Raw genomic sequence first — 14,287 nt, 5'->3', positions numbered from 1 at the left:
TTGGGCGATGCATCGCCCTGTCACGCTTCAACCGACCCTTCCGGCCATTTCTTTTAACCACGAAATCGTGCTGGGAGCGCCGCCCTCAGTCGATGCGCTGGGAGCAGGAATAAATCCCGGCATTCGATTTATTACTGATGGGGCAGCGCCTGCGCCATTGGACGAAATTGCAGATGATAGAACATATTCAGGTAGCGTATGGTTTCTTCATGTTCCAGATTGCTGACAAATTTCCAGAAACCATAAATGCGCGATAAAGTCATCATTCGCTCTGCATAAAGGCGCCATGTATAACGTGAGTCGACGCGTTTCAGCGCATTTCGGGATATATTGTCCCAAACAGCGGGGTCGGCTGCCGAGCGCTCAAAGAAGTCCGCCATCGCGGCGGCCGCTGCGGCACCATCGTTAGGGTCAAAATGATAACCTGATACTCTGTGCTCTATGATCTCCCGCGGGCCGCCGTAACAAGTGGCGAATACCGGCAGACCCGAAGCCATGGCTTCGATAATCGTCAGTCCGAATGCCTCAAACCGGGCCGGCTGTACGAAAATTCCCCGCCGGTCCGCGATATGCCTGTACACTTCCCCTGCAAGATTCTTTTCCAGGCGCGTGCCGAGCCAGCGCATGCGCCCTTCCAGCTGATACTCATTCATTATTGCATGCATGTGCTCGATCTCGGCGCGTTCCTCGCCATCGGTGGAAGCAGCGGGATCGACATGGCCGCCAATCACCAAAAGATTGGCCGCCTCCGAGAGACGCGCACATTGCGCGAACCATGCGGCAAGGCCTGTCAGGTTCTTGACCAGATCGAGGCGAGCCATGGTAAAGATCAGCGGTTTGGCAGGGTCACTGAAATGGCCGCGCCATGGCACCCCGGGATCACTTTCATACAAAAGACGTTCAATGGCGGGTAGCAGCGAGTGCAGACGGCGCTCGCGATCGAGATAGGAAAAATACACCTCGGCATCGGCGCCAGGCGAGACGATATTGAACTTGGGGTCGAAGAGATCTATGCCGTTCATTACGCGATATAAACCGGGCATTGTGTAGTTCTGATAGGTTTCGTATTGGCCCACCGTATGCGCCGTGCCCGCAATTTCCTGGTACGTACTGGTAATAATGAAATCAGCGCTGTTCATGGCGATGAGATCAGCGGTATATTGACAATTGAAGTGGTATTGGCTTTCGCTCTCCCGCCAGTGCAAGGCCGAATGCAGATATTTGCTCTGCTCCAGCGCGTGCGCAATGTTGCATTGCGTTACGCCAATTCGTTTGGAAATCACCGAGGCCACCAGGTTTCCATCAGAGTAATTGCCGATTATCAGATCCGGACGTCCGCTGAGCTGTGCCAGTGCTTCGCGCTCGATGTCATGTCCAAAATGCTCCAGATAGGGCCAGATTTCGAAACGCGATATCCACGAGCGAACGATTTCGCCATTTGTCTTGCGAAATGGCACACGCACGATCCATGAATTCTGGGTACCGTGAATCTTTTCCAGGGGCTGGTTGCACAATGTGTCCCCTGCATCGGGAATCAGGCGCGTACCTACCAGGATTTTTGGTTGTGCCACTATCCCCTGCAGTATCAGACGCTCGCTCATTTCACGCTCCAGCGCCCGAACCTGGTCAAGAATATAAACTACCTGGCCTCCCGTATCCGGCAGTCCCAGGACATTGTCCTGTCCGAAATATCCGTGAGGAGAAAGGATCAACAGCTTGGAAATCATCGGGATGCGCGCCAGGAAATTCTCGAGTATCTGGGGCGACGGCGCTTCGAAAAGGTCCACCAGCAGGCTCATCGTTTCACTTACACGCGTGACGCAATTTCCCCAGCCTGGCGCAAAACCCAACCCGCTCAAAGGCTCGGCAATCACCTCCCAAGGCGTATCGCCGGGATGTTTGTCGAGCAGTCCGAGCGCGCGGCGCAAACCCGTGCGCAGTGCCGCGACATCCGCGAAGTTGCCGCTGAGCATCAGTTGCTTGCCATCCATCGAATGCACGGCTAAAAAGCGCAACAGTTTGGCTGTACCCAGGCCGAGTTGGCTAAACAACGTGCTTGATAGTTGTTTATTGAGAAAAATGACACCTTGACCTATCGATCGAATTTCCTTGAGTCTGGGGAAGCCGCGGTTAAAAGGAGCAAAATCCAGTTCCAGCACAGGTTCATTCGTTCCATCAGGATTTACCAGCAATTCCTTGAAAGCCAGGTAATCCGTCACGTTGATAGGCATGGGTATAAGCTGTTGCTGATGAATGGACATGAAATGCCAGCTTCCGGCGCCTTCACGTAATGCCATATATACCAGGGGAGGCCGGCATACCGCCTCCTGAGCGATATTAACGATATCGTGCAGTGGCGTCTCGACAAGAGGGGATGGATGCTCCGCAACCAAGGCGTCAAAAGCGGCCTTCAGATCCGATCTCAGCAAGAGCGGGCGCTCGAGTTCGAACCATCTGCTTATCAGCGCGTACAAATCACTGCGATGTTCCACAGCCCAAGTTTCAAATTGGTGAATCATTCGCATTCTCCATGATTGATGTGCCAAATTCGTAGTGCGCCATCCCTTCGGCGATGCCATCGGCGTAAGCCGCGCGGGCAAAATAAATTTGCTCATTCCCTCTCAAACTTGCAAGCTCGGGACTGTGATTGGCAACTATTACGCCAAGGGTATCGCCGATCAGCATCTCCTGATCGTTGCCGGAATCACCCGCGACCAGAAAAGCATGTAATGGCAGACCCCACTTATAAGCGAGATAACGTATTGCCCGTCCTTTGGAAGCGCGCAGTGGCAGAATGTCGAGATACGTCTGCCGTGAATAGATCAGATGTGCGGACAGATTTTTTGTTCGCAATAAAGCACGGATCCGGGAAATTGGCGGCAGTTTTTCGGGATCCACATTGTAGCTGAGCTTGAACTCACGCTGATTTTCCGCAGCTTGCAGCGTGAGTCCGGGTACTTCGCGCAGCGCCTCTTCGACAGCCTCGCGACGCCACAAATATTTGATGAAGTTTTGCCATCCTATATCGGGCCGCAGTTCGGGGCCATAATTGATCTCGCTGCCTACCGAAGTAATGAACACATCAGGCAAGGGCACGCCCCATTCTTTCAATATCTTTACCGTGCTTTCCAGTGTTCGGCCCGTGGCGACGCCGAAGCCCAGATTTGGCGGCGTTGCGCGCAAGATGGCAAGAAAACGGCGCAAGGCCGCACGATCACCCAGCAGCGTATTGTCTATATCGCTGATGAGCATATGCGAGACCAATGGCAACGGATGGCGTTGCGGCCTCTGGTATATGGCCATATTGCGGCGAATCTGCTTGCGTTCGTGATGCAGCAAACGGAACAGAACATGCAGGTATTTCTTGACGTGCGCATCCCAGGTATAGTGATTCCTAACTCCCGTAATTCCATTGCGAGCCCACTGGCGCCAACGACGCGCATCAGCCAATGCGTACTCGATCGCGGCGGCTATGGCATCCGCATCCAGGGGATTCACCAGCACGCCGTTTTTACAGTTCGCTACAATATCGCGGGGCCCTCCATCTTCGGTGGCGACGACCGGAAGTCCGCTGGCGGCGGCTTCAATCAAGGTAAGCCCAAATGGCTCGGTAAGCGCGGGATTAACGAATATTCCGCGGCGCTGAGCCGCAAGCCGGTAGAACCCGGCGATATTGGCTGGCTTATGGTGCTTGGGCAGCGCAACTTTGCCCCAGAGATCATAACAGTCGATATCAAGCAATAGATTGGTCATTACTTCGTTCTGCGCCGCATCCAGTTTGCGGATGTCCTCGCGGTTGCCGGCTATGATGGCAAGGTTGGCTTTCTCATGCAACTCCGGAGAACTGCCGAATGCGGCGACCAAAGCGCCGAGATTCTTCCGCATCTCCGGACGGCAAATGGCGAGTATGAGTGGCTTGCGCGGCTGCACGAGAAAGCGGTCAATAAGCCTTGCGGCTTCCGGGTCGGGCGGCATTTGACGACTGGGAGGAGCAAAACGCGAGATATCGGTTCCCGGGGGAATAACGACGGAGCGTTCGGGCTGGTAATTGGTATACAAGCCGTATTGCTCGACACTCTCTTGAGGTGTGCTGGTAATGATCAGGCTGGCATGTTGCAGGATGGCTTCCTCGGTAGCTATTCGCCGGTAGAAGCTGAACTGGCGCTCCAATGCCTGAGGTTTACGGCCCTGTGCGAGCAGGCGTTGCTGCTTGCTTCGCCCTAGCGAATGGCCGGTATGAATCTGCGGGATGCCCAGGAGTTGGGAAAGCTGCATTCCCACATACCCTGCGTCGGCATAATGGCTGTGAATGACATCCGGCAGGCGCTTCTGCTCACGCAGAAAAAGCAATGCACGATCCACAAGCTGGTCGAGATAGGGCCAAAGGCTTTCCTTGCGCAGGTAGCGGCGAGGCCCGCAATGAAGACGAATAATCCGCGCATTATCGCCAAGCATCTCTTCAGGACTGGCGTAGTCAGCCGATACGGCGGAATCCTCAATGCGTCGAGTCAGCAGATCCACCTTTCCGACCTGCCGCTGCCGGGCCAGTGCCCGCGCCAGCTCGACCACATATAGCACTTGGCCGCCGGTATCCGCATCACACCCCAAATCCAGGTCATTCCCCCGGATCAAGCCGTGCAGGCTTATCATCAGAACATATAATTCATTCATCTGTGCACGAACCATTCGTCGATGAATGGCTTATAAAAATTATTGTGTTCCGGAATCGCCCCCCGTATCCCGCAAATCGCCCCCGCAAAATGATGCGCCCGCTGCAAGGTGACGGGCATGGCCCAGCCCTTCAGCAGGCCGAGCATGAAAACAGCAGAGAATGCGTCGCCCGCCCCAACCGTATCCAGTACTTCCACTAGCGAATCCGGCGTCACCGCTGTCACTTGAGTGGACTCGTCCAGCCACCAGGCTCCCGCCGCACCGCATGTAACCAGCATCCCGCGCAGTTTATATCGGTGGATCAGTGCTTGTGCCTGATCCTCGGGAGATGTTTCCTCCAGATTAAGTAGTCGAGCAAGACGTTCGAGCTCGCCGTCGTTGGCTTTCACGATATCAGCATGCTGCAACGACCATTCCAGGCGATCCGCGTACACCCATGGATCACGCAAGTTGACATCGAAGAAGCGCTGACCGCCGGCGGCACGCAACATGTGGCGCAGGGCTCGATGCGAATTGGCGCGCTGGGCCAATGTTCCGAAGTAGACCAGTTCCGGATTCGCGGCAAGGGCGGTCATTCGTGACAACCGGGGATGGATATGGTCATAGGCTTGATCGGCGACAATGTCGAATTGGTGGCCGTCCGGAGCAAGGTTCACCTCTACCAGGCCGGTGGGATAAACGGAATCGAGCTGAACGCCATGCGTGCTCAGCCCCGAGGCCTCCAGTGTTTGCAACAGGCGCGCGCCTGCCGCATCCTGCCCTATCCGGGAAACGAGGACAGGTACGCAGCCGAAGGCGCCGAGGTGCTTGGTTACGTTGAATGGCGCGCCACCGAGCACCTCCCTGTCGGGAAACCGGTCTATCAGAATTTCGCCAAATACGAGTACCACGTGGCGAATATCGCTCATTGTTTATTCCCGGGAGGATTGGTCCCTGCTCAATCCGGTTCAAACCGGCTTTGGCGGAGATAGCGGCGGATGTGGAACATCTTTTAAAACATGATACTGCCCATTAAACTACCGATGAGGTGCGTTTCCTGGCAGATAGGGCGGCGCTACCGGTCGTTATTGGTTTTTTGAGAAACCTCTTGTCCTCCGCTTGGGAACAAGGACGGGGCACCTGAAGATAATAGCAACAACGAAATTTGTTTCTGTACGCTAGCAGACATACCGAGCCAAAAATACGAACACATCGTCAGACCCGAGTGCTTCTAAAATTTGTAGCCCCTATGCAGCGCCACAACGCTCGCGGCCAAATTGAAGTACTCGACACGCTCGAAGCCTGCTCTCTGCATCAACTCCTTCAATTCTTCCTGCGAGGGATGCACGCGAATGGATTCGACCAGGTAGCGGTAGCTCTCACTATCCTTCGCGATGAACCCACCCATTGTGGGGAGTATCTTGAATGAGTAAAAATCGTAGAAGCGCTGCAGCGGCTTCCATACCTTGGAGAATTCAAGCACGATAACGCGGCCGCCGGGGCGAAGTACACGAAGCATTTCCTTCAAGGCATTGTCCTTACGGGTCATGTTTCTGAGACCGAAGGCCACGCTTACACAATCGAAATGGTCGTTTGGAAATGGCAGTTTTTCCGCATCACACTGCGCCACGGACACAGCCGTTCCTTCATCCAGCAGCCGGTCGCGGCCTATTGTGAGCATGGAATTGTTGATATCGGTGAGCCAGACTTCGCCGCTGGCGCCCACCTGCTCAAGGAACAGAGCGCTCAAGTCGGCGGTACCGCCAGCAATATCAAGTACTCGCTCACCTTTCTTGACTCCGCTTGTTTCCACGGCGAACCGCTTCCACAACCGGTGCATGCCTGCTGACATGAGGTCATTCATCAAATTGTAGCGTTCCGCCACGGAATCAAACACGCCTGCTACCTTGCGGGCTTTTTCTGCTTCAGCAACGGTATTGAAGCCGAAATGGGTAGTTTTCGTCATGAATGTTCAGTTCTTGTATAGAAAGGTTATATATTACAGGAAGACTCCGGCACCTGCGGAGACTGTGGAGAGTTCGTCGGAAACGCCCCTCCAACGTCCTGACCGGAAGCGGGATTATTTATAACTGCGCGACAAGCTGTAGCAACCCTGCGAAGGTAAAGCGGGAGCGAAGTTCATCTGTTCTAGTGCAAGCTGAGTGTAAGGCCGCGTGGACTGGGGACAACCGCATTACTTGCACCGCTGGAGTCACATCCGTTTTCAGATCCAATGCTGAGAGGTGTCATCTTGTGAGGAGAGGCCGCCAGCTCTTGTTCAAACTCCCCCTTTTCCCGCCTGCCCGTTCGTTGCCGGTGCGCGGGTAGCGGGTTCCCGGCTTGCCCCCGCCGCTTCCATCCGGTTCAAATATCGTTGCCACATCTCATCCTGGCGGAGGCCATAGTCGTAGAGCAGGTCCCAGGAATAAAGCCCGGTATTATGGCCATCCGAAAAATCGAGTTGGATGGCGTAATTGCCAACCGGTGCGATACGGTTGATGTTCACCTCTTTCTTGCCGGTTTGCAGTACTTCCTGCCCCGGGCTGTGACCGCGCACTTCCGCCGAAGGCGAATAGACGCGCAGAAATTCACAGGGAAGCCGGAAGGTTTTGCCATCGCTAAAAGAAATCTCCAGCAAGCGGGATTTGCGATGCAGTTTTATTTCACTGGGATTGGGAGTACCTTTGCTTAACCCTGCCACGTGCGATTCCTCCGATTACGAGGGTGCATGATAAACCAGCATGGACGAAACTGAAACCTCGACCCGGAAATCCGGACATTCCATTCTCAACTGTATGGCGAACTCATCTGGTGTATCGGCACCTCGCGAACTGATACTTATCGGTGGAGGGCATACCCATGTCCTGTTGCTGCGGGAGTTGGGCAAAAACCCCTTGCGCACCGTGCGCCTGACACTTGTGAGCGATGTAAAGGACGCACCTTACTCCGGCATGTTGCCAGGCCACATAAGTGGTATATACAGCCGGGCTGAAATGCAGATCGATTTACCGCGGCTATGCAATTTCGCGGGCGCCAGGTTCATCCATGCGAAAGTCCTCGGACTTGACCTGGCACGAAAGCAGGTGCTGCTTCCAGACAATGTTGCGCCTGTGGCGGCCGATCTTGTTTCCATTAATGTAGGCGGCACGCCAAGTATGGAAGACGTAGCGGGAGCAGAGCCCTGGGCAATCCCGGCAAAGCCTGTACCGGAACTCCTCCGGGGTTGGCAGCGCGCCGTGGCAACCGCTCCGGGCGGGATGGGCCCGTTTCACATCGTTATCGTCGGCGGGGGCGCAGGCGGAGTAGAGCTCGCGCTAGCCATGCATTCCCAGGTCGGGCATAAAGCCGCGTTCACGATTATCCATGGCGCGCCCCAGTTGTTGCCGGGGCACAATTCAGGCGTACATCGCGTTATGAGCCGACTGCTCGAGAAGCGTGGCATAGCCACGATAATGAATGCCAGGGTAGTGGAGGTCGTGGCCGATAGCGTTCGCCTCGACGACGGACGATGCTTGCCTGCCGACTTCACCTTTTGGGTCACGCGAATTGCACCTCCAGCGTGGCTTGCCGAAAGCGGTCTGGATACTACGCCTGACGGGTTCGTTAGAACCGGGCCAACCTTGCAGGCAATAAATTATTCCTGGATTTTTGCAGCGGGAGACGTGGTAGCAATCGAGGGCCAAAAACTCCCCAAGTCCGGCGTATTTGCAGTTCGTATGGCAAAACCGCTGGAAAACAACCTGCGCGCATATCTGTCAGGCAACTCGCTCAGGAACTATAAGCCTCAGCGCCGGAGCCTAAGCCTGATCGGCACAGCGGATGGGCGAGCCGTTGCTTCTTATGGTTGCCTGGCTGGGCGTTCCGTTCTCTTCTGGCACTGGAAAACCTGGATCGACCGCCGCTTCATGCGGCAATTTCAGAACCTGCCTGTTCCGTTTTCCTCAATACCATAATTACGGAAACGCGGGTATGATCGGTTCAGTCCCTTCAATATCCACTTGAGGCAAGTGCTGCTTTATGCGCTTCTCGATATCATCGACCCTGTTCTTCGGCACATCTGCCAATACGAGCACCTGGCCGGTCTCGATAGCCGCTTCAAACTGCTTGATTCTCGAATTGGCGGTACTCACGCCTATCATACTGCCAGCCCAGGCACCTACTCCCGCACCTGCAAGGGTGCTTGCCAACAGGATGCCCCCTGCAATTACCGTTGAAGCCGGGGGAAGCGCAATGGCAACGAGTCCGGCCAAAGCGCCCGCTGTCCCGCCCATTGCAAGTCCGCGTTCCACCGCGGGAACAAAGTCACTCTTCTGGAGCAGGCTGGCTTCGGGCAAATCCTCAAGCTCGGTGCCGCGCTTGGCGATCACGTGAATATGCCGTTCCTCGATTCGCGCAAGAAGTAGCTCGTCCACGATACGTTTGGTAGTGGCAATATCGGGAACCAGAAAATAGATCCGTCGCATGATGATCTCCTAAAAATGTTGACTGGTAAATCACTCGGAGCATTGATGACAGAGAATGGGACCAGCTTGGTTTTATCATAGGACGGCTCAAACGAAAATGCAAACCATTGCCGGGCATGGTTTACCGGTATGGACGGGTAACCCGAAATTTGTAAATTGGCGGATTCCTGCGCATACTAACCATACTGGTCGAGCAAAGAAGAACGGAGCGCGTAATATGGAAATGATCAAGACACGAGCGGCGGTGGCCTGGGGTCCGGGCGAGCCTTTGACTATCGAAGAAGTTGATTTGCTGCCTCCGCGAACAGGCGAAGTGCTGGTTCGCATCGTCGCGACCGGCGTATGTCACACGGATGCATTTACGCTCTCGGGAAAAGATCCCGAGGGAAGGTTTCCGGCTATCCTTGGCCATGAGGGAGGGGGAATCGTCGAGGCACTGGGCGAGGGTGTCACCAGTGTCGAGGTGGGCGATCATGTCATACCGCTTTATACCCCCGAATGTGGTGAGTGCAAGTTCTGCAAATCCGGCAAAACCAATCTTTGCCAGGCGATTCGGAGTACTCAGGGGCAGGGATTGATGCCTGATGGCACCACTCGTTTCCTGAAAGACGGGAAACCCATATATCATTATATGGGCACCTCGACCTTTTCTGAATATACCGTAATACCCGAAATTTCACTGGCCAGAATCAGCAAGGAAGCGCCGCTGGAAAAAGCCTGCCTGCTGGGCTGCGGTGTGACGACAGGACTGGGTGCCGTTGCGAAGACGGCGAAAGTGAAAGCGGGCGATACGGTGGCGGTCTTTGGTCTGGGCGGCATTGGGCTGGCTGTGATTATTGGCGCGGCATTGGCGAAGGCCGGCCGCATTATCGCAATTGACATCAACCCCGACAAATTTGGGATCGCACGTCAACTGGGCGCGACGGACGTAGTCAATCCCGGCGATTACCACAAGCCCATCCAGGATGTGGTCGTTGAACTGACGGGCGGAGGCGTGGATTTTTCTTTCGAGTGTATCGGCAACGTCAAGGTCATGCGCTCTGCCCTCGAGTGCTGCCATAAGGGTTGGGGCGAATCGGTGATAATCGGGGTTGCCGGCGCGGGCGAAGAGATATGCACCCGCCCTTTCCAGCTGGTAACGGGTCGCGTCTGGCGCGGCTCGGCATTCGGCGGTGTGAAGGGTCGCACTGAACTGCCAGGCTATGTGCAGCGCTATCTCGATGGAGAGTTCGAACTCGATACTTTTATCACCCACACCATGGGACTGGAGGATATCAATGAAGCGTTTGATCTGATGCACGAAGGCAAATCCATTCGTACCGTCATCCATTTCAATAAATGACCGAATGACCGAGTTTGACTGTTGAGGACATGGATATACCTGAATTGCAACTTCTCTCCTCGCATCGATTATTCGATGGGTCTCAGAAACGTTACAGGCACCGTTCCACCTCCCTGAACTGTGAGATGAACTTTTCCATTTTCCTGCCGCCAGGAGTGCGACAAGAGGCCGAAATTTTCCATGGATCTGGGGGACCTGAGGGCTCCAGGACTCCCCGGCCCGGCAATAGCAGAAAGGCACCCGTCATTTACTGGTTATCGGGACTGACTTGCACTGACGAGAATTTCACCATCAAGGCGGGCGCGCAGCGAGTTGCGGCGGAACTGGGCATTGTGCTTGTCATGCCTGACACCAGTCCAAGGGGAGAAGGTGTGGCCAGAGCATCGGACGGCGCGTATGACCTCGGGCTGGGGGCCGGTTTTTACGTGAACGCTACCCAGGAACCCTGGAGCCAGCATTACCGCATGTACGACTACATCGTTGATGAACTGCCGGCCCTGGTCGAACAATGTTTTCCGGTTAATGACAAGCGCGCGATCTGCGGCCATTCGATGGGGGGTCACGGCGCGTTGGTGATTGCGTTGCGTAATCCGGCACGTTATCGATCCGTATCCGCTTTTTCGCCCATCGTTAACCCGATTACCACTCCATGGGGTAAAAAAGCATTCAGCCATTACCTGGGCGACGACATAAAGAACTGGTGGGGCTATGACGCGACATTATTGGTTGAAGCTGCTCGCCCATCGGAGCATTTGCCGCTGTTGATCGACCAGGGCGACGCGGATGAATTTCTGGCTGAGCAATTGAAACTTGAGCGCTTCGTTTCCGCCTGTGAAGCGGCAAAATATCCTGTGCAGGTCAATCTGCGCGAAGGTTACGATCACAGCTATTTTTTTATCAGCACCTTTATCGGAAATCATCTGCGCTTTCACGCTGAAGCCCTTGATAGTCAGTGAAGTGAGGGGTTCCATCGATAATTTTGATTTCGCTCGTCCAGATCTATCCCCCACCGAGCAGCTTGGCAGGCTGCCCTCTTGCCACTATTGTTTATTCCTCTGTTTTTTGAGCGTTGCAGCTTCCCTCTTCTCTCAAGCGGTGCGGTAAATCCGCGTCCCGCTTCCTGTATAATTCACTTTTGTATTTTGAAAGAGTTTCCATGGAATCTGAAGAACTTAACGTCATCGTCCATCAGCTTGAAGATCTTGACAGCCGGGCGACATCATTGCGGAGGTATCTTTGACTTCGATAACAAGCAAACCCGCCTGAATGAACTCAACCGGATGACGGAAGATCCCGCCATCTGGGATGATAACAAGCGTGCCCAGGAATTGGGCCGCGAGAAAAAAATGCTGGAAAGCGTTGTCATTAATCTGGAAACAGTCGGGCGGCAGCTTCACGATGCCAGGGACCTGTTTCAAATGGCAAACGAAGAGAACGATGACGCTACCCTGCAGAGTGTCGCCCGCGATATTGCGCAACTGGAAAAGACAGTGGCGGACATGGAGTTCCGACGCATGTTTTCCAATCCCATGGATGCGAATAACTGCTTCATCGACATCCAGGCCGGGTCCGGCGGAACGGAAGCACAGGACTGGGCGGCGATGCTTGAGCGCATGTATCTGCGTTATTGCGAGCGGCGCGATTACACGGTGGAGGTTATGGAAGAGTCTACCGGCGAGGTTGCGGGCATCAAGAGCGCAAGTCTCAAAATTTCGGGCGAGTACGCCTACGGTTACCTCCGCACTGAAACCGGGGTACACCGGCTCGTGCGTAAATCCCCTTTCGATTCGGGTAATCGCCGCCATACCTCCTTTGCGAGCGTGTTTGTTTATCCGGAGGTGGATGAGACCATCGAAATCGATATCAATCCCGCTGATTTACGGGTCGATACATTCCGCGCGTCTGGCGCGGGGGGCCAGCATATCAACAAAACCGACTCGGCGATTCGGATTACCCATAATCCCACGGGTATTGTCGTGCAGTGCCAGAGCGGGCGTTCACAGCATCGTAACCGGGCGGACGCGATGGCCATGCTGAAATCACGCCTGTATGAGGCGGAGTTGCGCAAGCGCCATGACGAGAAGCAGGCGATAGAAGACAACAAGACCGACATCGGCTGGGGACATCAAATACGCTCCTATGTACTGGATCAGTCACGGATCAAGGACTTGCGCACCGGTCTCGAAAGCGGCAATACGCAGGCCATACTTGACGGCGGGCTGGATGATTTCATCGAGGCCAGTTTGAAACAGGGCATATAGGGAGCCATAGTGACGGATAACGCTTTAGAGAAAAGCCTGGACGACAGGCTTGATGGGGTTCACGCAGAGATCAGGCTTGTTGAAGAGCGCCGCGCCAAGCTGGACGTATTGCGTAAAACGGGTAATGCCTTTCCCAACGACTTCAGCCGCGAAGATTTTTCATCGGACCTCCATCGCCAATATGGCGAGCATGCCAATGAAATGCTGGAAGGTGAGCCACGTGTCGTAAGCGTGGCGGGCCGCATGGTACTGAAGCGCGTGATGGGCAAAGCAAGCTTTGCCACCCTCCAGGACATGAGCGGAAGGATCCAGCTCTACATCGCCAATGACACTGCCGGCGTAGAGGTTCACGATGCCTTCAAGCATTATGACCTTGGCGATATATTGGGCGCGCGGGGCCCACTATTCAGAACCAGGACAGGGGAGCTGTCCGTGCGCGTCATGAATCTGCGCTTGCTAACAAAATCATTACGGCCTCTGCCGGAAAAATTTCACGGTCTGACCGACCAGGAGCAAAAATACCGCCAGCGCTATCTCGACCTTATCACCAACGACAATAGCCGAAGAGTATTTATCACACGGTCCAGGATCATCCAGTCGATTCGCGAATTTCTGGTCGCGCGCAGTTACCTGGAAGTGGAGACGCCGATGATGCATCCAATTCCCGGCGGGGCGGCGGCACGGCCTTTTATCACCCACCACAACGCGCTGGATACCCGTTTGTATCTTCGTATTGCACCTGAGCTTTATTTGAAACGTCTCGTGATCGGCGGCATGGAAAGAGTGTTCGAAATCAATCGAAGTTTCAGAAATGAGGGAATCTCCACCCGGCATAATCCGGAGTTCACCATGCTGGAATTTTATGAAGCTTACCGGGATTACACTTACCTGATGGACCTCACCGAAACAATGCTGCGGGAATTGGCGGCAAAGGTTCTAGGCACAACCAGGATAAGCTATCAGGGACGAGAGATTGACCTTGCACAAACGTTCGAACGGCTCACCATCGTTCAGGCGATCCTGAAATATCATCCGGAATATACCAGTGCGCAACTTGGCGAACGCACATTCCTGATCCGGACACTGCAGGGTCTCGGAATTGCCTGTAAACCCGAAGACGGCATCGGCGGATTACAGCTCGCGTTATTTGACGAAACCACCGAACACTTATTGTTTGCACCCACTTTTATCGTCGCGTACCCAGCCGAAGTTTCTCCGCTTGCAAGACGCAACGATATCGATCCTGCGATCACCGACCGGTTCGAGCTTTACATTGCGGGGCGCGAAATCGCCAATGGGTTTTCGGAATTGAACGACCCTGAAGATCAAGCGTCGCGTTTCCAGGAACAGGCTAATGCCAAGGAAGCCGGCGACATCGAGGCAATGCACTACGACGCTGATTACATCCGGGCGCTTGAATATGGCCTGCCTCCCACCGCTGGCGAAGGTATCGGCATAGACCGCCTGGTTATGCTTTTTACCGATAGCCCCAGCATTCGTGACGTTATTCTGTTTCCGCAACTGCGCCGTGAAGATTGAGAAGCGTGTGGGCTGACCTGCTCGGCTTGGTG

General features: G+C 54.7%; 11 protein-coding genes. 5 read left to right on the top strand and 6 right to left on the bottom strand.

Annotated elements, in window-relative coordinates:
- Positions 1–131 precede the first annotated feature (131 nt).
- From BMZ14_RS10165 to BMZ14_RS10145, 5 genes are all read right to left on the bottom strand, one after another.
- The gene (locus BMZ14_RS10165) at positions 132–2,519 is read right to left on the bottom strand and encodes a sucrose synthase (RefSeq protein ID WP_074797187.1); all 2,388 of its coding nucleotides are present in this window, start codon (positions 2,517–2,519) and stop codon (positions 132–134) included.
- Positions 2,503–4,671, bottom strand: coding sequence for an HAD-IIB family hydrolase (locus tag BMZ14_RS10160; RefSeq protein WP_074797312.1), 2,169 nt, complete (start codon positions 4,669–4,671; stop codon positions 2,503–2,505). Before BMZ14_RS10160 ends, BMZ14_RS10165 begins: the two co-directional genes overlap by 17 nt.
- A complete protein-coding gene (locus tag BMZ14_RS10155; RefSeq protein WP_074797185.1) occupies positions 4,668–5,579 on the bottom strand; it encodes a carbohydrate kinase family protein in 912 nt (303 codons plus the stop codon). The genes BMZ14_RS10160 and BMZ14_RS10155 overlap by 4 nt, the downstream gene beginning before the upstream one ends.
- A 302-nt stretch (positions 5,580–5,881) precedes the next feature.
- On the bottom strand, positions 5,882–6,616 hold the full coding sequence (ubiE, locus tag BMZ14_RS10150) for a bifunctional demethylmenaquinone methyltransferase/2-methoxy-6-polyprenyl-1,4-benzoquinol methylase UbiE (RefSeq protein ID WP_074797182.1): 735 nt from the start codon (positions 6,614–6,616) through the stop codon (positions 5,882–5,884).
- A 312-nt stretch (positions 6,617–6,928) separates the two neighbouring features.
- The gene (locus BMZ14_RS10145) at positions 6,929–7,351 is read right to left on the bottom strand and encodes a gamma-butyrobetaine hydroxylase family protein (protein ID WP_074797180.1); all 423 of its coding nucleotides are present in this window, start codon (positions 7,349–7,351) and stop codon (positions 6,929–6,931) included.
- Between the two features lie 40 nt (positions 7,352–7,391).
- On the opposite strand from BMZ14_RS10145, the gene BMZ14_RS10140 reads away from it, so the two are divergent.
- On the top strand, positions 7,392–8,603 hold the full coding sequence (locus tag BMZ14_RS10140) for an FAD-dependent oxidoreductase (protein WP_083396749.1): 1,212 nt from the start codon (positions 7,392–7,394) through the stop codon (positions 8,601–8,603).
- Here BMZ14_RS10140 and BMZ14_RS10135 read toward each other — a convergent pair whose 3' ends face one another.
- Positions 8,604–9,113, bottom strand: a complete 510-nt coding sequence (locus BMZ14_RS10135) for a DUF1269 domain-containing protein (protein ID WP_074797177.1) — start codon at positions 9,111–9,113, stop codon at positions 8,604–8,606.
- Between the two features lie 217 nt (positions 9,114–9,330).
- Between BMZ14_RS10135 and BMZ14_RS10130 the strand changes: the two genes are divergently transcribed.
- The 4 genes from BMZ14_RS10130 (at position 9,331) to lysS (ending at position 14,255) form a co-directional block, all read left to right on the top strand.
- A complete protein-coding gene (locus BMZ14_RS10130) occupies positions 9,331–10,455 on the top strand; it encodes an S-(hydroxymethyl)glutathione dehydrogenase/class III alcohol dehydrogenase (protein ID WP_074797308.1) in 1,125 nt (374 codons plus the stop codon).
- A gap of 125 nt (positions 10,456–10,580) precedes the next feature.
- Entirely contained in the window at positions 10,581–11,411 is an 831-nt protein-coding gene (gene fghA, locus BMZ14_RS10125) for an S-formylglutathione hydrolase (RefSeq protein ID WP_305728840.1), read from the top strand.
- A gap of 200 nt (positions 11,412–11,611) precedes the next feature.
- A protein-coding gene (prfB, locus tag BMZ14_RS10120) for a peptide chain release factor 2 (protein WP_143071953.1) occupies positions 11,612–12,716 on the top strand; the annotation gives its coding sequence in 2 pieces (ribosomal slippage) (positions 11,612–11,692 and positions 11,694–12,716; 1,104 coding nt in all).
- Positions 12,717–12,725: 9 nt separating this feature from the next.
- The gene (gene lysS, locus BMZ14_RS10115) at positions 12,726–14,255 is read left to right on the top strand and encodes a lysine--tRNA ligase (RefSeq protein ID WP_256208554.1); all 1,530 of its coding nucleotides are present in this window, start codon (positions 12,726–12,728) and stop codon (positions 14,253–14,255) included.
- The last annotated feature ends 32 nt before the right edge of the window (positions 14,256–14,287 follow it).

The sequence above is a fragment of the Nitrosospira briensis genome (assembly GCF_900115125.1).
Taxonomy (GTDB): Bacteria; Pseudomonadota; Gammaproteobacteria; order Burkholderiales; family Nitrosomonadaceae; genus Nitrosospira; species Nitrosospira briensis_A.
The sequence above is the reverse complement of the archived record's forward strand: the minus strand, read 5'-3'. Positions and strand labels throughout refer to the sequence as shown.

Excerpts from the sequence above, each read along its gene's own strand:
- BMZ14_RS10165 (WP_074797187.1), bottom strand. The coding sequence starts at position 2,519 with ATGATTCACCAATTTGAAACTTGGGCTGTGGAACATCGCAGTGATTTG.
- BMZ14_RS10160 (WP_074797312.1), bottom strand. The coding sequence starts at position 4,671 with ATGAATGAATTATATGTTCTGATGATAAGCCTGCACGGCTTGATCCGG.
- BMZ14_RS10155 (WP_074797185.1), bottom strand. The coding sequence starts at position 5,579 with ATGAGCGATATTCGCCACGTGGTACTCGTATTTGGCGAAATTCTGATA.
- ubiE (WP_074797182.1), bottom strand. The coding sequence starts at position 6,616 with ATGACGAAAACTACCCATTTCGGCTTCAATACCGTTGCTGAAGCAGAA.
- BMZ14_RS10140 (WP_083396749.1), top strand. The coding sequence starts at position 7,392 with ATGGACGAAACTGAAACCTCGACCCGGAAATCCGGACATTCCATTCTC.
- BMZ14_RS10135 (WP_074797177.1), bottom strand. The coding sequence starts at position 9,113 with ATGCGACGGATCTATTTTCTGGTTCCCGATATTGCCACTACCAAACGT.
- BMZ14_RS10130 (WP_074797308.1), top strand. The coding sequence starts at position 9,331 with ATGGAAATGATCAAGACACGAGCGGCGGTGGCCTGGGGTCCGGGCGAG.
- fghA (WP_305728840.1), top strand. The coding sequence starts at position 10,581 with ATGAACTTTTCCATTTTCCTGCCGCCAGGAGTGCGACAAGAGGCCGAA.